Raw genomic sequence first — 17,651 nt, forward strand, 5'->3', positions numbered from 1 at the left:
GTGTTTGTTGCCCTTGGTATCGCCCTTTTGGTGCAGGTGCTGGTTGCCGTTGCGCTGACCCGCAGCACCGTAACGGCCCTGGAGGCCGACCTGGGCGAGCGTTTGGGCAAGGACAGCCGTCAGCTTGCTGGCGAGCTGGAGCAGGCCGGGCAGGACGTGCGCGGGGGGCTTGAGAGCCTTTCCAGTAGCACCCGCCAGCGTTTGAGCGCGGGCCTTTCCACGCGGTTGCAGGATGAACAGCAGCAGCTGCGCACCACGCTGGAGAAAAACCTCAAGGACTCGGCCAACGACATGGCCGAGCTGCTGGCCTCGGTCGCCCCGCGGGCGATCTGGGATAACGATGTACCGATGCTCTCCGACTTCGCTCGCCGCGCCCAGCGCAACCCCAACGTGCTGTTTGTGATTTATGACGATGCCCAGGGCCAGCACCTGACCCGCTACTTGAACCGGCAGAACCCGATCAATCAGGCTTTGATCGACAAGGGCCAGGGTGAGCGGGCGCTGGACAAGGTGCTCGACGCCGCGCGTCGCGATCCTTCGGTGTATTTCGTCGAGGCGCCGATCAACCCCAATGGTGCCGAGATCGGCAAAGTCCTGATGGGTGTTTCCACGGCTGGCGTTGATCAGGAACTCAAGGCCCTCGATCAGCGCTTCAATGCCCTGATCGCCAGTGGCGAGCAACTGGTGGGCGATAGCCTTGGTGCTGCGGCCGCCGACAGCGGCAAGGCCCTGCGCGAGCGCCTGGAAACTGCACAGGCGAGCGCCACCGCGATGCAGGCCAATACTGCACAGACCGTGCGTGATGCGGCGGCCGAGCTGCGCTGGCGGATCGGCCTGGGCTTGGTGGTGGTGGGCTTGGGCGTACTGCTGGTGGTGGCTTTGGTTCTTGGTCGCCGGGTACTCAGCAAGTTGCGCCTGCTGATTGCCGCGCTCAACGACCTGGCCGCCGGCGAGGGCGACTTGACCAAGCGCGTGCCCCTCGACAGCCGCGACGAGATCGGCGACATGGCCTCGGCGGTCAACCGCTTCGTCGACAAGCTGCAACCCATCGTCCGCGAGGCCGGCGAGGTGGCCCAGCGTACCGGTGTCGAGATCGGCGCGATGGCCCAGCGCAATGCTGGCGCCGATGCCGCGGCGGCATTGCAGCGTGACGAAGTGGCCGCCAGCCTGCGCGACCTGTCGAGCATGGCTGACGAGGCCCAGGCCGAAAGCCATGCCATGCAGGCGGCGTTGCAGCAGGTAGTGGACATTCGTCAGGCAACCGATGAGAACAGCCGTTCCTCGACGCAACTGGCGAGCCTGATCGAGAACCTGGCCGGGCAGGTGGAGACTGGCTCCCAGGTGATTGAGCGGTTGGCCAAGCAGAGCGAACAGATTGAAGTGGTGCTGACCGTCATCCATGGCATTGCCGAGCAGACCAACCTGCTGGCCCTCAATGCTGCAATCGAAGCTGCGCGCGCGGGTGAGACGGGGCGCGGCTTTGCCGTAGTAGCCGACGAGGTGCGCGCGCTGGCGAGCAAGACCCAAAGCTCTACCGGCGACATCCAGGCGCACATTGCCGCCCTGCAGAAAGGTGCCAAGGAAGCGGTGACGACCATCAGCCAGGCCGGGCTCAAGGCCAGCGAAGGCCTGTTGGTGTTGCGTGATAACGAGCGTCGCCAGCAGTCGGTGCAGGCCGCCGTGGAGCAGGTGCATGCGGCCATCGGCCTGGCGACCCGCGCTGCTGAGCAGCAAGCCCATGGCGCACAAGCGGTGCGGGGACGGGTGGAGAACATCCATGCCCAGGCTGAGCGTTCGGCTGAGGTGGTGATGCAGACCACGGCCAGCAGCAAGGTGCTGGATGATCTGGCGGCGCAGTTGCGCGCCAGCCTGGGTCAGTTCAGGGCTTGAAGCTTGCGTGGTCCTTTCTTGTGGGAGCGGCCTTGCGTCGCGAAAGGACCGCAAAGCGGTCCCAGGATATCCGCATGAACACATCTATTGCTGGGGCCGCTTCGCGGCCCTTTCGCGACGCAAGGCCGCTCCCACAGTGATCGCGCTAAATTCTGGAAATTGAGCAAGACAGTTGATCTCACACCGAGCGGTTTTGCTAGGCTGTCAGCGATACATGACAAAGGGAGTTGCTCATGTCCGCCCAGCTGGTCGCCGCCCAGGCCGACCTCGATTTTCTCCACAGTGCCAGCGTACAGGTCACTACCCCGATGACCGCCCTGCAAGCCTACTGCGCCATGACCTCGGATGTCCCAGGCTGGCTGGCCAGGGCCTTCCGCATTCGTGACTTCATCTCACGTCGATTCAATGTCGCCGATATCCATGGCTTCTCTCCCCGCGATCCAGGGCATGTGCCGGCTATAGGTGAGCATCTGGACTTCTTCACCGTCGAGGCCATCAGCGACCAGCAACTGGTGCTGACTTCGCGTGATACGCACCTGGCGGTGATGGTCTGTATGGAGGTGGATGGGCTGCGCTTGAAAGTGACCACGTCGGTGCGGTGTTTCAACGCCTTTGGCCGGCTATACATGCTGCCGGTTGGCCAGATACATGGCCTGATCGTGCGTCGGATGTTAGCGAATTTGTAGACAGCGCTGAATGTGAGGGTGAAACATTTATTTACGTGATCAAGCTATCATCTTCGTCAAAATCGCAGGAAATTTCCCAAATAGGTCCCGCTAGAATGTTTGCTGTTGCAGCACTAGACACAGGGAGCTAGTGTCGATTGGGCCTGAAGGCACTCGGCAGACTTCGCCGCTTCCTTCAGGAACAACCTCAGGACGGCGATGTCGGAACATCGTCGTTATCAGCCCAATCTTTACCAAGGAGAGGTAAGCATGGCTTTCGATGCTTATATTCAAATCGCGGAAATCACTGGCGAAGCGCTGGACGAAGCAGTACGCCAACTGGATCGAAATCATCGGCTACAAGTTCGGTGCAAACCAGAGTACCTCTGCCACCGCAAGCTCAGCGGGCGGCGCATCATCAGGCCGCACCACGCTCACCAACTTTACCTTCACCAAATACCTGGACAGTGCTAGCTGCAAGCTGCTGGAGGCTAGCTGTGCCGGGCAGCACCTGAAGGAGGTGAAGCTCGTGCTCTGTCGTGCTGGTGGCGATAAGCTCAAGTACTACGAAGTCGTCCTCGAGGAAGTGATCATCGCCGACTATGCACAGAGCGCCAGCGCTGGGGTGCCAGTGGAAGTCGTGCAGCTTAACTACGGGCGCATCAAGACGACCTACACGCGGCAGAAACGCCTTGACGGCAGTGCCGGCGGCAACGTCACGGGCGGTTGGGACCGCATCAACAATAAGAAGTATGCGTGAGGTGCGACCATGTCCGAGGCACGCAGCTTCATTAATCCGCAAGCGCAGTCGTATGAGTCGCTGAAGGCCGATACGCCCATGAACGCGAATCAGCGGGCCAAGTTTGATGTGTTGAACGCGCATGTCGTCAACACTGTTGTTTTCCCTGGGGAGCTGATAATCATGGGTGACCCAAGCACGCCGTCCTGTACTGCTCATGAGGCATTTCTCATGGGTAAGGCGTTAGGTATACACCTCGACATCGAATTGAGCGGCGGTAGCTTTGACGGGTTCCTTCTGGAGAATTTTGAGTTGCTGCAGAGCTTGCTGTCTCGTGCTTCCATCGGCGCTGGTACAGCTAGTGACGCTTGGAGCAAGCATCTTGAAGCTATCAAGAAAACGTTAGAGGAAATAGAACAGCTACACCGGAATTACTTGCATCAAGGCACGTTGAAAGCTCGTAATGAATTCTATTCGAAGCGTACAGCGCTGTTTTTGAAGTTGCAGGCCCAGCTAGATAGTATGGCTGCGTATGGGTCAGGGTTACGCAATCGGGGCAAAATCAAGCATGCGCTGGATATATCTACCAAAAGATTTCTTCACGGTGGTGAGATTAGAGGCTATGCAGCAAAAATATCTGGCGTGGCTAAGGCGGCTAATTGGGTAAAAAAAGGTACGTATTTAGGCATGGCACTTGATGTGGCGTCAACCGAACTGTCAATTCGTAACGCGTGCGTGCTTGGACGGGAGGAGGAGTGTAGAGAGGCCAAGTACGTGGAGAGGAGTTCGCTCGTTGGTGGCTTGGGGCTGGGAGGAGTTGGTGGATATGTCGGGGGCGTCTTGGGGCCAATCGCATGTGTTGCTGTAAGTATACACACCGGTGGAACGGCAACTTTCGCATGTGCGGTATTGGGGGGAGCGGCTGGAGGTATTGCTGGTGGTGGGTTTGGTGAGACTTTGGGAGAAAGAGTGGGGGAGATTTTGTATGAGGCAGTGCGATGAGTAACTTGCACCTCGCAGTGCTTGGTGTGTTTGTAATTATTTCGCCTTTTCTAATGTTTGGTGTGTGGATATTCGTTGCGCATCGATATCTGGATCGTATCGAGTCAATCCTGTCAAATAGCCGAATGGTGGCTGTGAACAGAGAAATATATTCTCATGCTGGGCTGCTAGGGAAAGTCATGCGGCTAGGGTCAATTTCTGCAATGCTATCTATGAAATATTTTAGCGTTCGGAAGGGGCTATTGGATAGCAATGATATTGTAAAGGCTCCCGCCGACCTGCAGAGGCTGTTAGTGCGCTTGTGGACTGTACAAATCTTGCTGATTGCACTGATTGTTCTGTTTTTCGTTTGGATTGAGTACTTGCGGTGAGCTCGTGTGTGTCGTTCGAAAACCCAGGCTGCTCGCCAGCCTGGATTCGTTCTCAAGCCTTGTTCAAATACATCCGCGTAGTCAGCAAATACACCGGCAACCCCGACACCACAATCAACAGCGCCGCATAAGGCGCCGCCGCCGCAAACTCGACGTTGGCGGTATGTGCCCAGACCTCAGTGGCCAAGGTGGTCATGCCGGTCGGGCTGAGCAGCAGGGTGGCGGTGAGCTCCTTCATGGCATCGAGGAATACTAGTGCAAACGCCGCCGCCAGCGCCGGGAAGATGATCGGCAGGGTAACCCGGCAGAACGCCGCGACGCTGCTTGCGCCCAAGGTGCGCGCTGCTTCTTCGAGGGTTGGCGAGGCTTTGTTCAGCGCGGTGCGTACCGGCGCCTGGGCCAGCGGCAGGAACAGCAGCGCATAAGCCAGCAGCAAAAGCGCGGTAGTCTGGTACAGCGCCGGCACATAGTGCAGCGAGAACACCACCAGGGTCAGCGCGATCACCAGACCGGGCAGGGCGTGTAACAGGTACGGCAGGCGTTCGGCCCAGATCGCCAGGCGGCCTTTGTAGCGCACCACCAGAAAGCTGACTGGCAGCGCCAGTAGCACGCAGAAACCTGCGCCACCCAGCGACACCGACAGCGAAGTCATCAGCGCTTTACTGATCGCCGCCACCGGGAAGGCCGCCGACGAACCCACGCTCAGCCAGTAACCCAGCATCGCCAGCGGAATGCCGCTGCCGAGAATCGCCAAGCCCAGGCAGAACAGTTGCGCCAGCGGCATCCAGCCACGCAGGCGCACCGGCTGCCCGCGACGCGCCACGCCCTGGCCGATGCGCACATGGCGAGCCTTGCCGCGCACGCGCAGTTCCAGCCACAGCATCAGCAGGCACAGCGCCAGCAGCACAGCCGAGAGCATCGCCGCGTTGGCGTTGCTGAACTCCAGTTCGAATTGCTGGTAGATCGCCGTGGTGAAGGTCTGCAGGCCCAGGATCGACAGCGCGCCGAACTCGACCAGCATGTGCAGGGCGATCAGCAGTGCGCCGCCCAGCATCGACGGCCACAGCAGTGGCAGGGTGATCTTGCGGAACACGCCCCAGCGGCTGTAACCCAGGGTGCGCGCCGACTCTTCAAGCGAAGTGTCGAGGTTGCGCAGGGTCGCCGCCACCGGCAGGAACACCAGTGGGTACTTGGACAGTGCCATGACCAGGATCGCCCCGCCCAGGCCTTCGAAGTCCGAGCTCAGCGACACCCAGGTGAAGCTGCTGACGAAGGACGGCACCGCGAATGGCAGGCACAGCACCACGCCCCACAGCCGGCGGCCGGGCAGGTTGCTGCGCTCGAGCAGCCAGGCCAGGGCCAGGCCGACCACCATGCATGCCAGCGTCACCCCGGCCATCAGCATCAGGGTGTTGCGCATCAACCCCCAGACGAACGGGCGCCAAAGCAGGTGCAGGGCTTCGCGCCAGCCAGCCTCCCAGGCTTTCATGGCGACGTACAGCAACGGCAGCAAGCTCATCGCCACCAGGAATAGCACAGGCAGCAGCACCCAGATCGAGGGGCGCTTGCGGCGCGGCACGAAACGTACCTGCGCCGGCTCGGACAGGGCGGCGGTCATCAGAGCAGGCCGACCTCGCGTTCAAGCTCGATCGCTTCCTCGGCATTGCCCAGGTCGGCTGGCGAGATCTTCGGCGGGCGCAGCTCTTCGAACGGCTTCAGGCCACGGTCGGAGACCATGCCCTTGTGCAGCGGGTACTCGGCGGTGGTCTGGGTGATCACGCGCTGGCCTTCTTCGCTGGCCATCCAGTTGAGCAGGGCCTGGGCCTCTTTCGGGTGCTTGCTGGCCTTGACCGCAGCAGCGCCGGAGATGGTCACCAGGTTGCCGGCATCGCCGTCGGCCAGGTAGTACAGCTTGGAGTCGAGCTTGCCGCGCTCGCGCTCCAGGGCATACCAGTAGTAGTTGTTGACCAGTACGGCGGCGACTTCGCCTTTTTCCACGGCCTTGAGGGCGACCATGTTGTTGGTGTAGGTCTTGCCGAAGGCTTTCAGGCCGGTCAGCCATTCTTCGGTGGCTTCACGGCCGTGCATCTTCAGGATGGCCACGGCCTGCTCCTGGAAGGCGCCGCTGGTGGGCACGTAGCCGACGCGGCCTTCCCACTCGGGGTCGGCGAAGTCCATCACGGTGGTCGGCAGGTCTTTCTCGTCGACTTTCTTCGGGTTGTACACCACCACGCGGGTGCGTGCGGTCACGCCCATCCAGGTGCCGTTGGCGCCCACGTATTCCTTGGGCAGCATGTTCAGCGTGGCGTCATCGATCTTCGCCAGCAGGCCCAGTTCGCCCAGGTTGTTCAGCGGCGGGGACTCTTCGGTATAGATGATGTCGGCCGGCGAGCGGTCGCCTTCCTCGATGATCTGGCTGGCCAGCTGGTTGCTGCTGCCCTTGCGGATATTGATGTGGATACCGGTCTTGGCCTCGTAGGCCTTGGCGATGGCTTCGCCGATTTCCTTGTGCTGGCCGTTGTACATGGTCAGCGTGACCGGTTCGTCTGCCAGGGCGGCCGGAGCGCCGATCACCAGGCTCAGAACTGCGGCGGCCAGGGTGCGCATCAGCGGTTGCGGGCGGATCGTCATGCGGGTACTTCCTCGCTTACGGCTACATATTCGGAAACAATGGTAAACGAAATCGTTTCTCAAGTGGCCGGGTGACGAGAAATTCATCGGCAGACGAAGGTACAACGCAGGAAGGTGTGCCTGCAGTGCTGGCCTCTTCGCGGGCAAGCCCGCTCCCACAGGGGTTGTGGTGGGTATTGGGGGAGGGGATGCAAAAATCGCAGGCAAGAAAAAACCCACTAGCAAGCTAGTGGGTTTTTGTATGGTGCCCAGGAGAAGACTCGAACTTCCACGACCGTTAAGTCACTGATACCTGAAACCAGCGCGTCTACCAATTCCGCCACCTGGGCAAAGCTTTACATCATCTGGAGAAGGCGACTATCGTTCGCTTTCACACAGTAGTAACAGATCCTTGGTCATCTGTTACTTGAAAATATTTGGTGCCCAGGAGAAGACTCGAACTTCCACGACCTTGCGGTCACTGATACCTGAAACCAGCGCGTCTACCAATTCCGCCACCTGGGCACACATTCGAGATAAAAGATGCTTTACAGCGCCGCTCATCTCTACTACAACTTCGGGCTTGTCCGTCGTTGTGGTGCGCACTATACGGACGGTCCGGGGGGCTGTAAACCCCCCAAGCGAAAAAAATTTCAAAAAATTCAACTTGTTGATTCCGAAGGCCTATTGCCCCTCTCTATACACAGCAGCGGGGGCTGTCCAAGGCTGACATTTCCGGTTTCAATACGCACATGCCAGAATTCCTATCTATATACCCCAAGGTGAACCCCTTCTGATGGCCGATTGGCAATCCCTCGATCCCGAGGCCGCTCGCGAAGCGGAAAAATACGACAACCCTATTCCCAGCCGTGAGCTGATCCTGCAGCGCCTCGCCGACCGTGGCGAACCGGCCGCGCGCGAGGAGCTGGCGGCAGAGTTCGGTCTTTATGAAGAAGACCAGATCGAAGCCCTGCGCCGCCGCCTGCGTGCCATGGAGCGTGATGGCCAGCTTATCTATACCCGGCGCGGCACTTATGCCCCGGTAGACAAGCTGGACCTGATCTGTGGTCGTGTGTCCGGCCACCGTGACGGCTTCGGCTTCCTTATCCCCGATGATGGCAGCGAAGACTTGTTCCTCAGCCCGTCGCAGATGCGCCTGGTGTTCGACGGCGACCGCGGCCTGGCCCGCGTCTCGGGCGTCGATCGCCGTGGCCGCCGCGAAGGCGTGCTGGTCGAAGTCATCTCCCGCGCCCATGAAAGCGTGGTCGGCCGTTACTTCGAAGAAGGCGGCATCGGCTACGTGACCCCGGACAACCCGAAGATCCAGCAGGAAGTGCTGGTGACCGCCGGGCGTAACGGTGGCGCCAAGATCGGCCAGTTCGTCGAGATCAAGATCACCCACTGGCCTACACCGCGCTTCCAGCCGCAGGGTGATGTGGTCGAGGTGATCGGCAACTACATGGCGCCGGGCATGGAAATCGACGTTGCCCTGCGCAGCTACGACATTCCCCATGTCTGGCCCAACGATGTGGTCAAGGAAGCGCGCAAGTTCCGCTCCGAAGTCGAAGAGAAGGACAAAGAGAAGCGCATCGACCTGCGTCACCTGCCGTTCGTCACCATCGACGGCGAAGACGCCCGCGACTTCGATGACGCCGTCTACTGCGAACCGCTGGGCAAGCTGCGCATGTTCTCTGGCGGCTGGCGCCTGTATGTGGCAATCGCCGACGTCTCCAGCTACGTACGCCTGGGCTCGGCCCTGGACAACGAAGCCCAGCAACGCGGCAACTCGGTGTACTTCCCCGAGCGCGTGGTGCCGATGCTCCCCGAAGAGCTGTCCAACGGCCTGTGCTCGCTGAACCCGCATGTCGATCGCCTGGCCATGGTCTGTGAAATGACCATGAACAAAGCCGGCCAGATGGTCGACTACCAGTTCTACGAGGGCGTCATTCACTCCCACGCCCGTCTGACCTACAACAAGGTCAGCAGCATGCTCGAACATGCCCGCACCCGTGAGGGCAAGGCGCTGCGCGAGGAGTACAAGGAGGTCCTGCCGGACCTGAAGAACCTGTACAACCTGTACAAGGTGCTGCTGGATGCCCGTCACGCCCGGGGCGCCATCGACTTCGAGACCCAGGAAACCCGCATCATCTTCGGTGATGAGCGCAAGATCGCGGAAATCCGCCCTACCGTGCGCAACGATGCCCACAAGCTGATCGAAGAATGCATGCTGGCAGCCAACGTCGCTACCGCTGCGTTCCTGCAGAAGCACGAAGTGCCAGCCCTTTACCGCGTGCACGATGGTCCGCCGCCGGAGCGCCTGGAAAAACTGCGCGCCTTCCTCGGCGAGCTGGGCCTGACCCTGCACAAGGGCAAGGACCCGTCGCCAAAGGACTACCAGGCCCTGCTGGCGAGCATCGCCGGGCGCCCGGACTTCCACCTGATTCAGACCGTGATGCTGCGCTCGCTGAGCCAGGCGGTGTACAGCACCGACAACAACGGTCATTTCGGCTTGAACTACGAGGCGTATACCCACTTCACCTCGCCGATCCGCCGTTACCCTGACCTGCTGGTGCACCGCGCCATCCGTAGCGTTATCCGTTCCAAGGTCGATACCCCGCACGTCAAGCGTGCTGGCGCAATGAGCATACCCAAGGCGCGTATCTACCCGTACGATGTGAATGCCCTCGAGCAGCTCGGTGAGCAGTGCTCGATGACCGAGCGCCGCGCCGACGAAGCCACCCGTGACGTGGTCAACTGGCTCAAGTGCGAGTTCATGAAGGACCGCGTGGGCGAGACCTTCCCGGGTGTGATCACCGCGGTCACTGGTTTCGGCCTGTTCGTCGAACTGACCGACATCTATGTGGAAGGCCTGGTTCACGTCAGCGCTCTGCCGGGCGACTACTACCACTTCGACCCGGTGCACCACCGCCTGTCGGGCGAGCGTACCGGGCGCAGCTTCCGCCTGGGCGACACCATCGAGGTCAAGGTCATGCGCGTCGACCTCGACGAGCGCAAGATCGACTTCGAAGTCTCCGAGCAGCAGCTCAATGCGCCGATTGGCCGCAAGGGGCGTGGTGCTGCCGCGCCAGCCGCCGAAAAATCCGAGAAGTCCGAGCCAGCCGTCGAAGCCAAGGCCACGCCTAAGCCGCGCAGCCGCAAGAGCGAAACTGCCGAAGCGTACTTCCCGAAAGACGCCGTGCAGCGCAACGCCGAAGTGCGCAAGAGCCGTGAAATGAAAAAGGCGCTGATGAGCGAGGCGCGCACCAGCGGCCACGCCAGCAGCAAGTCGGACAAGGGTGGCAAGCCATCCGGCAAGCCGACCAAGCACCGTAAAGGCCCGCCGAAGTCCGGCGCGCCACGCAAGAGCAAGAACAAGTCATGAGTCAGCTGGAAAAGATCTACGGCGTGCACGCCGTGCAGGCGCTGCTGCAGCATCATCCGAAGCGGGTCAAGCAGATCTGGCTGTCGGAAGGGCGCAGTGAGCCGCGCATCCAGGCGTTGCTGGAGCTGGCTGCGGAGAACCGCGTGCCGGTCGGCCAGGCCGAACGCCGTGAGCTGGATGCCTGGGTCGAAGGCGTGCACCAGGGCGTGGTTGCCGAGGTGAGCCCGAGCCAGGTGTGGGGCGAGTTGATGCTCGAGGAGCTGCTCGAGCGCAGCGAAACCCCGCCGCTGATCCTGGTGCTGGACGGCGTGACCGACCCGCACAACCTTGGTGCCTGCCTGCGCACCGCCGATGCGGCCGGTGCCACGGCGGTGATCGTGCCCAAGGACAAGTCGGCTACCCTGACGCCAGTGGTTCGCAAGGTGGCCTGCGGCGCGGCGGAGGTGATTCCGCTGGTGGCCGTGACCAACCTGGCGCGCACGCTGGAGAAGCTGCAGCAGCGTGGCCTGTGGGTGGTGGGTACCGCTGGCGAGGCTGAACAGGAGATCTACCAGCAGGACCTGACCGGCCCGCTGGTGATGATCATGGGCGCGGAAGGCAAGGGCATGCGCCGGCTGACCCGCGAGCATTGCGACTTCCTGGTGAAGTTGCCGATGAGTGGTAGCGTCAGCAGCCTGAACGTGTCGGTGGCGACGGGCGTGTGTCTGTTCGAGGCGGTGCGCCAGCGTCAGGCCAAGCGCTGATCGCGTAAGCTTCACCGGCCAGTTCGCGGGACAAGCCCGCTCCTACAGGGATCGTGTAGGAGCGGGCTTGTCCCGCGAAAGGGCCGGTAGCCTGCGAATATGTTTCCGGCTGTTCAAATAATCACCAATCACCTTGCTTGTACGTCCCGCCTTCTCTACAATTGCGCCCCTTGCCGAGCTGGCAGGCGCCTATGTGCCTCCCCTCCGTGCAAGACATACAGTGTCATTCACTCCTTGTCTGACCAGATACGCTGGCAGACTACTAACCCGTAAGGAGCATTCATGCGTCATTACGAAATCATCTTCCTGGTTCACCCGGACCAGAGCGAGCAAGTCGGCGGCATGGTTGAGCGTTACACCAAGCTGATCGAAGAAGATGGCGGCAAAATCCACCGCCTGGAAGACTGGGGCCGTCGTCAACTGGCCTACGCAATCAACAATGTTCACAAGGCTCACTACGTGATGCTGAACGTTGAGTGCACCGGCAAGGCCCTGGCCGAGCTGGAAGACAACTTCCGCTACAACGATGCCGTTATCCGTAACCTCGTCATCCGTCGCGACGAAGCCGTAACTGGCCAGTCCGAGATGCTGAAGGCTGAAGAAAACCGCAGCGAGCGCCGTGAGCGTCGTGAGCGTCCTGAGCATGCTGAATCCGCCGACGGCGACGACAGCAATGACAGCGACTCCAGCGATAACGCTGACGAGTAATCCACGGACCTTTAGAGGAGCCTATTAAATGGCACGTTTCTTCCGTCGTCGTAAATTCTGCCGCTTCACTGCTGAAGACGTGAAAGAGATCGACTTCAAAGATCTCAACACCCTGAAAGCTTACGTATCCGAAACCGGCAAGATCGTTCCAAGCCGTATCACCGGTACCAAAGCTCGTTATCAGCGTCAGCTGGCTACCGCTATCAAGCGCGCCCGCTTCCTGGCCCTGCTGCCCTACACCGACAGCCACGGCCGCTGAGACCGGGTCGTCGACAAGCAGTAAGGGATTAGCATGCGAGCGTTAGCAAGTTTCATCATGCGCGGTCGTGTGCAGGCCACCCTGGTGGTGGTCATCAGCGCGGTACTGCCGCTGCTGTTCTGGTTGAGTGCCGCTGCCGGCAGCCTTGTGCTGCTGCGGCGTGGGTTCAAGGATGCTTCAACGGTCATCGCCGGCGGCCTGCTGGCCGGGCTGGCCGTGTGGTTCATGGGCGATCCGATCACCTTCCTGGTGATTGCCGGTGCCCTGGGCCTGGCCGCGCTGTTGCGCGCCGAGCATCCCTGGAGCCGTGTGCTGGTCGCCAGTGCCGTGTTCGCCGTGGTTTTCAGCCTCGTGCTCGACATGGCCCTGGCGCAAACCTTCGATGTGCTGGCCAAGGCGTTTGCCGAAGCCATGCCGAAAATCGAAGGCGAGCCGGTGCTCTCCGGTGAGCTGATCCGCCCTGTGCTGGTCGCTTCCACAGCAGTGACGGTGCAATTGTTCAGCGTGTTGGCCCTGGTGCTGGCGCGTTATTGGCAGGCAGCGTTGTACAACCCTGGAGGCTTCGGTCGCGAGTTTCGCGAACTGAAGTTGCCGAAACAGACCATGGCGGTCTTGGTGGCAGTGATGGTGGTGGCTCCGTTTATCGGGTCGCAGTTCATCATCCTGGCATCGGCGTCGAGCCTGGTACTGGTGCTGGCTGGCATCGCCTTGATGCACGGCCTTGTGGCACAGGGGCGACTGGCCGGTTTCTGGCTGGTGGGCATGTACGTGACGTTGCCGCTGATCATGCAGCTGATCTACCCGTTGCTGATGGTCCTGGCCATTGTCGACAGCCTGATTGATTTTCGCGGTCGCAAGTCCCCTCCGGGGAAAGACTCCGCGAACGGTGAAGGTTAAAAGTTAAGAGGTTTTACCAAATGGAACTGATCCTGCTGGAAAAAGTCGCTAACCTGGGCAACCTGGGCGACAAAGTTAAAGTTAAGGCTGGTTACGGCCGTAACTTCCTGCTGCCATTCGGCAAGGCCACCGTTGCCAACGCCGCCAACCTGGCTGCGTTCGAAGAGCGTCGCGCCGAGCTGGAAAAAGCAGCTGCTGACCGTAAAGCTTCGGCTGAAAGCCGTGCTGCCCAACTGGCCGAGCTGGAAGTGACCATCACTGCCACCGCTGGCGACGAAGGCAAGCTGTTCGGTTCGATCGGCACCCACGACATCGCTGACGCCCTGACCGCCTCCGGCGTTGAAGTGGCCAAAGCTGAAGTTCGTCTGCCGAACGGCACCATCCGTCAGGTTGGCGAATACGACGTAGCCGTGCACCTGCACAGCGACGTTGAAGCCACCGTACGTGTGGTCGTCGTAGCTGCCTAAGCTGCGCTGACTGGTGGTCCCTCACGGGATAGCCGGTTAACATCGGGCACGGTCCTGTTCATTCAGGCCGTGCCCTTTGTCTTTTTCATCCTCCAGAATTCTTTCGTGGCCATGAACGAGATCACCAACTCCGAACAGCTCGACCTGCAAACCGCAGCCCTGAAGGTGCCGCCGCATTCCATCGAGGCCGAACAGGCCGTACTCGGTGGCCTGATGCTGGACAACAATGCCTGGGAGCGGGTGCTGGACCAGGTGTCGGATGGCGATTTCTACCGGCATGACCACCGCCTGATCTTCCGTGCCGTGCACAAGTTGGCCGACGCCAACCAGCCATTCGACGTGGTGACGCTGCACGAGCAGCTGGACAAGGAAGGCGTCTCTTCGCAGGTCGGCGGCCTGGCTTACCTGGCCGAACTGGCCAAGAACACCCCGTCGGTGGCCAACATCAAGGCCTACGCCGCGATCATTCGCGAACGGGCCACGCTGCGCCAACTGATCAGCATCAGCACCGATATCGCCGACAACGCCTTCAACCCGCAAGGGCGTGGCGCTGCAGAAATCCTCGACGATGCCGAACGGCAGATCTTCCAGATCGCCGAGGCGCGGCCGAAAACCGGTGGCCCGGTGGGCGTCAACGAACTGTTGACCATGGCCATCGACCGCATCGATACGCTGTTCAACTCCGACAGCGACATCACGGGTGTGTCCACCGGCTTCACCGACCTCGACGAGAAGACCAGCGGCCTGCAGGCGGCCGACCTGATCATCGTCGCCGGCCGTCCGTCGATGGGTAAGACCACCTTCGCCATGAACCTGGTGGAAAACGCCGTGCTGCGCAGCGAAAAGGCGGTGCTGGTGTTCTCCCTCGAGATGCCAGGTGAATCGCTGATCATGCGTATGCTCTCGTCGCTTGGGCGCATCGACCAGACCAAGGTGCGTTCCGGTCAGCTGGACGACGACGACTGGCCGCGCCTGACATCGGCAGTCAACCTGCTCAACGACCGCAAGCTGTTCATCGACGATACTGCCGGCATCAGCCCTTCGGAAATGCGTGCGCGTACCCGCCGTCTGGCCCGTGAGCACGGTGAAATCGGCATGATCATGGTCGACTACCTACAGCTGATGCAGATCCCAGGCTCGGCCGGAGACAACCGGACCAACGAGATTTCCGAGATCTCCCGTTCCCTCAAGGCCCTGGCCAAGGAATTCAACTGCCCGGTGATTGCCCTGTCGCAGCTGAACCGCTCCCTGGAACAGCGGCCGAACAAACGCCCGGTGAACTCCGACTTGCGTGAATCCGGTGCAATCGAGCAGGACGCCGACGTGATCATGTTCGTGTACCGCGACGAGGTATACCACCCCGAGACCGAGCACAAGGGCGTGGCCGAAATCATCATTGGTAAACAGCGTAACGGCCCGATCGGCTTCGTGCGCCTGGCGTTCATTGGCAAGTACACCCGCTTCGAGAACCTCGCGCCGGGCATGTACAACTTCGACGACGACGAATAAGCCACTGGCCTCACATGAATCCGACAACCACCGTCGGATTTGATCAAAATTTGTGCTATATTCCGCGCCCGCGATTTCCCTGCACACCAGAACCGGTCACTGACATGCAAGCAGCCAAACCACTCTACGACTATCCCAAGTACTGGGCCGAATGCTTCGGGCCAGCACCATTCCTGCCGATGAGCAGGGAGGAGATGGATCAGCTCGGCTGGGATTCCTGCGACATCATCATCGTGACCGGGGATGCCTACGTCGACCACGCGTCGTTCGGCATGGCCATCATCGGCCGCCTGCTGGAAGCCCAGGGCTTCCGCGTGGGTATCATCGCCCAGCCGAACTGGCAGTCCAAAGACGACTTCATGAAGCTCGGTGAGCCGAACCTGTTCTTTGGCGTCGCGGCCGGCAACATGGACTCGATGATCAACCGCTACACCGCGGACAAGAAGATCCGTTCCGACGACGCCTACACCCCGGGTGGCCTGGCGGGCAAGCGCCCGGACCGGGCAAGCCTGGTGTACAGCCAGCGCTGCAAGGAAGCCTACAAGCATGTACCGATCGTGCTGGGCGGCATCGAGGCCTCGCTGCGCCGCATTGCCCACTATGACTACTGGCAGGACAAGGTCCGCCATTCGATCCTGATTGACGCAAGCGCCGACATCTTGCTGTACGGCAACGCCGAGCGGGCCATCGTTGAAGTGGCCCAGCGCCTGTCGCAGGGTGAAAGCATCGAGCAGATTACCGACGTGCGCGGCACCGCTTTCATTCGCCGCGACACGCCGCAAGGCTGGTACGAGATCGACTCCACCCGAATCGACCGCCCAGGTCGCGTCGACAAGATCATCAACCCGTACGTGAACACCCAGGACACCCAGGCCTGCGCCATCGAGCAGGCCAAGGGCGACCAGGAAGACCCGAACGAAGCCAAGGTGGTGCAGATTCTCGACAGCCCGAGCGTGACCCGGGAGAAGTCGGTGATCCGCCTGCCGTCGTTCGAGAAAGTGCGTAACGACCCGGTGCTCTATGCTCACGCCAACCGCGTGCTGCACCTGGAGACCAACCCGGGCAATGCCCGCGCCCTGGTGCAGAAGCACGGCGAAGTGGATGTGTGGTTCAACCCGCCACCCATTCCTATGACCACTGAGGAAATGGACTACGTGTTCGGCATGCCCTACGCGCGTATTCCACACCCGGCCTATGGCAAGGAGCGCATCCCGGCCTACGAAATGATCCGTTTTTCGGTGAACATCATGCGTGGCTGCTTCGGTGGCTGCACCTTCTGCTCGATTACCGAACACGAAGGCCGCATCATCCAGAACCGCTCCCACGAGTCGATCCTGAACGAAATCGAAGAGATGCGTGACAAGGTGCCGGGCTTCACCGGCGTGGTCTCCGACCTTGGCGGACCGACTGCCAACATGTACCGCATCGCCTGCAAGAGCCACGACATCGAGAAGCACTGCCGCAAGCCGTCGTGCGTGTTCCCGGGCATCTGCGAGAACCTCAATACCGACCACAGCTCGCTGATCGAGCTGTACCGCAAGGCCCGTGCCTTGCCGGGCGTGAAGAAGATCCTGATCGCCTCGGGCCTGCGCTACGACCTGGCGGTGGAATCGCCGGAGTACGTCAAGGAGCTGGTCACCCACCACGTTGGCGGCTACCTGAAGATTGCCCCGGAGCACACCGAGCGTGGCCCGCTGGACAAGATGATGAAGCCGGGCATCGGGACCTACGACCGCTTCAAGCGCATGTTCGAGAAGTTCTCGAAAGAGGCGGGCAAGGAGCAGTACCTGATCCCGTACTTCATCGCCGCGCACCCGGGCACCACTGACGAAGACATGATGAACCTGGCCCTGTGGCTCAAGGGCAACGGCTTCCGCGCCGACCAGGTGCAGGCGTTCTACCCGTCGCCAATGGCGTCGGCCACGGCCATGTACCACTCGGGCAAGAACCCGCTGCGCAAGGTCACGTACAAGAGCGAAGGGGTGGAGATCGTCAAGAGCGAGGAGCAGCGCCGCCTGCACAAGGCATTCCTGCGCTATCACGATCCGAAAGGCTGGCCGATGCTGCGCGAAGCGCTGCAGCGCATGGGCCGTGCCGACCTGATCGGGCCGGGCAAGCACCAGCTGATCCCGCTGCACCAGCCGCAGACCGACACGTACCAGAGCGCGCGCCGCAAGAACTCGACCCCGGCCGGCAGCCACAAGGTAGGCAAGGATCAGAAGATTCTTACCCAGCACACCGGCCTGCCACCGCGTGGCAGCGATGGCAGCAAGCCGTGGGACAAGCGCGAGAAGGCCAAGGCCGAGGCGTTTGCCCGCAACCAGCAGGCGGCCAAGGAGCGCAAGGAAGCGGCCAAGGGTGGTGGCGGCAAGGGCAAGAAGCCGCGCCAGCCAGTGATCCCGCGCTGAC

12 protein-coding genes, 2 tRNA genes and 3 pseudogenes are annotated in these 17,651 nt (G+C 61.1%); 13 read left to right on the forward strand and 4 right to left on the reverse strand.

The window, feature by feature from the left end:
• Positions 1-771: 771 nt before the first annotated feature.
• The 5 genes and pseudogenes from ACLEJU_RS15370 to ACLEJU_RS15390 all read left to right on the forward strand — a co-directional run.
• Positions 772-984: pseudogene (locus ACLEJU_RS15370) on the forward strand (methyl-accepting chemotaxis protein); the annotation flags it as partial.
• Positions 985-1,374: 390 nt separating this feature from the next.
• Positions 1,375-1,890 (forward strand): annotated as a pseudogene (locus ACLEJU_RS15375) (methyl-accepting chemotaxis protein); the annotation flags it as partial.
• Between the two features lie 233 nt (positions 1,891-2,123).
• The gene (locus ACLEJU_RS15380; RefSeq protein WP_435425178.1) at positions 2,124-2,576 is read left to right on the forward strand and encodes a DUF2867 domain-containing protein; all 453 of its coding nucleotides are present in this window, start codon (positions 2,124-2,126) and stop codon (positions 2,574-2,576) included.
• A 249-nt stretch (positions 2,577-2,825) separates the two neighbouring features.
• Positions 2,826-3,315 (forward strand): annotated as a pseudogene (locus ACLEJU_RS15385) (Hcp family type VI secretion system effector).
• A gap of 9 nt (positions 3,316-3,324) precedes the next feature.
• The gene (locus tag ACLEJU_RS15390) at positions 3,325-4,296 is read left to right on the forward strand and encodes a hypothetical protein (protein WP_435425177.1); all 972 of its coding nucleotides are present in this window, start codon (positions 3,325-3,327) and stop codon (positions 4,294-4,296) included.
• A 423-nt stretch (positions 4,297-4,719) separates the two neighbouring features.
• Here ACLEJU_RS15390 and ACLEJU_RS15395 read toward each other — a convergent pair whose 3' ends face one another.
• The 4 genes from ACLEJU_RS15395 to ACLEJU_RS15410 form a co-directional block, all read right to left on the reverse strand.
• Entirely contained in the window at positions 4,720-6,285 is a 1,566-nt protein-coding gene (locus ACLEJU_RS15395) for an ABC transporter permease (RefSeq protein ID WP_435425176.1), read from the reverse strand.
• Positions 6,285-7,298 (reverse strand): extracellular solute-binding protein, encoded by a 1,014-nt coding sequence (locus tag ACLEJU_RS15400; RefSeq protein ID WP_435425175.1) that lies wholly within the window; start codon positions 7,296-7,298, stop codon positions 6,285-6,287. The genes ACLEJU_RS15395 and ACLEJU_RS15400 overlap by 1 nt, the downstream gene beginning before the upstream one ends.
• Before the next feature lie 242 nt (positions 7,299-7,540).
• Positions 7,541-7,627 (reverse strand) — tRNA-Leu (locus ACLEJU_RS15405).
• An 88-nt stretch (positions 7,628-7,715) separates the two neighbouring features.
• Positions 7,716-7,802, reverse strand: a tRNA-Leu gene (locus ACLEJU_RS15410).
• A 271-nt stretch (positions 7,803-8,073) separates the two neighbouring features.
• Here ACLEJU_RS15410 and rnr point away from each other — a divergent pair.
• From rnr to ACLEJU_RS15450, 8 genes are all read left to right on the forward strand, one after another.
• A complete protein-coding gene (gene rnr / locus ACLEJU_RS15415; protein WP_435425174.1) occupies positions 8,074-10,659 on the forward strand; it encodes a ribonuclease R in 2,586 nt (861 codons plus the stop codon).
• Complete coding sequence (gene rlmB, locus ACLEJU_RS15420; RefSeq protein ID WP_027920757.1) at positions 10,656-11,402, forward strand: 23S rRNA (guanosine(2251)-2'-O)-methyltransferase RlmB; 747 nt, start codon at positions 10,656-10,658, stop codon at positions 11,400-11,402. Before rnr ends, rlmB begins: the two co-directional genes overlap by 4 nt.
• 282 nt (positions 11,403-11,684) lie before the next feature.
• Positions 11,685-12,110 (forward strand): 30S ribosomal protein S6, encoded by a 426-nt coding sequence (rpsF, locus tag ACLEJU_RS15425; RefSeq protein ID WP_013974420.1) that lies wholly within the window; start codon positions 11,685-11,687, stop codon positions 12,108-12,110.
• A gap of 28 nt (positions 12,111-12,138) precedes the next feature.
• Positions 12,139-12,369, forward strand: a complete 231-nt coding sequence (gene rpsR, locus ACLEJU_RS15430; RefSeq protein ID WP_003249563.1) for a 30S ribosomal protein S18 — start codon at positions 12,139-12,141, stop codon at positions 12,367-12,369.
• A 33-nt stretch (positions 12,370-12,402) separates the two neighbouring features.
• Positions 12,403-13,266, forward strand: coding sequence for a hypothetical protein (locus tag ACLEJU_RS15435; RefSeq protein WP_060485666.1), 864 nt, complete (start codon positions 12,403-12,405; stop codon positions 13,264-13,266).
• Positions 13,267-13,286: 20 nt separating this feature from the next.
• Complete coding sequence (gene rplI / locus ACLEJU_RS15440) at positions 13,287-13,733, forward strand: 50S ribosomal protein L9 (RefSeq protein ID WP_008101037.1); 447 nt, start codon at positions 13,287-13,289, stop codon at positions 13,731-13,733.
• Positions 13,734-13,844: 111 nt separating this feature from the next.
• Positions 13,845-15,242: a replicative DNA helicase gene (gene dnaB, locus ACLEJU_RS15445; protein ID WP_103446235.1), complete on the forward strand. Its 1,398-nt coding sequence runs from the start codon at positions 13,845-13,847 to the stop codon at positions 15,240-15,242.
• 104 nt (positions 15,243-15,346) lie between these two features.
• A complete protein-coding gene (locus tag ACLEJU_RS15450) occupies positions 15,347-17,650 on the forward strand; it encodes a YgiQ family radical SAM protein (RefSeq protein ID WP_435425173.1) in 2,304 nt (767 codons plus the stop codon).
• Position 17,651 lies beyond the last annotated feature (1 nt).

It is taken from the genome of Pseudomonas sp. SMN11 (assembly GCF_052041945.1).
GTDB lineage: Bacteria > Pseudomonadota > Gammaproteobacteria > Pseudomonadales > Pseudomonadaceae > Aquipseudomonas.

What these genes read in the sequence shown, in the direction of transcription:
- ACLEJU_RS15380 (WP_435425178.1), top strand. Translation starts at nt 2,124, where the DNA reads ATGTCCGCCCAGCTGGTCGCCGCCCAGGCCGACCTCGATTTTCTCCAC.
- ACLEJU_RS15390 (WP_435425177.1), top strand. Translation starts at nt 3,325, where the DNA reads ATGTCCGAGGCACGCAGCTTCATTAATCCGCAAGCGCAGTCGTATGAG.
- ACLEJU_RS15395 (WP_435425176.1), bottom strand. Translation starts at nt 6,285, where the DNA reads ATGACCGCCGCCCTGTCCGAGCCGGCGCAGGTACGTTTCGTGCCGCGC.
- ACLEJU_RS15400 (WP_435425175.1), bottom strand. Translation starts at nt 7,298, where the DNA reads ATGACGATCCGCCCGCAACCGCTGATGCGCACCCTGGCCGCCGCAGTT.
- rnr (WP_435425174.1), top strand. Translation starts at nt 8,074, where the DNA reads ATGGCCGATTGGCAATCCCTCGATCCCGAGGCCGCTCGCGAAGCGGAA.
- rlmB (WP_027920757.1), top strand. Translation starts at nt 10,656, where the DNA reads ATGAGTCAGCTGGAAAAGATCTACGGCGTGCACGCCGTGCAGGCGCTG.
- rpsF (WP_013974420.1), top strand. Translation starts at nt 11,685, where the DNA reads ATGCGTCATTACGAAATCATCTTCCTGGTTCACCCGGACCAGAGCGAG.
- rpsR (WP_003249563.1), top strand. Translation starts at nt 12,139, where the DNA reads ATGGCACGTTTCTTCCGTCGTCGTAAATTCTGCCGCTTCACTGCTGAA.
- ACLEJU_RS15435 (WP_060485666.1), top strand. Translation starts at nt 12,403, where the DNA reads ATGCGAGCGTTAGCAAGTTTCATCATGCGCGGTCGTGTGCAGGCCACC.
- rplI (WP_008101037.1), top strand. Translation starts at nt 13,287, where the DNA reads ATGGAACTGATCCTGCTGGAAAAAGTCGCTAACCTGGGCAACCTGGGC.
- dnaB (WP_103446235.1), top strand. Translation starts at nt 13,845, where the DNA reads ATGAACGAGATCACCAACTCCGAACAGCTCGACCTGCAAACCGCAGCC.
- ACLEJU_RS15450 (WP_435425173.1), top strand. Translation starts at nt 15,347, where the DNA reads ATGCAAGCAGCCAAACCACTCTACGACTATCCCAAGTACTGGGCCGAA.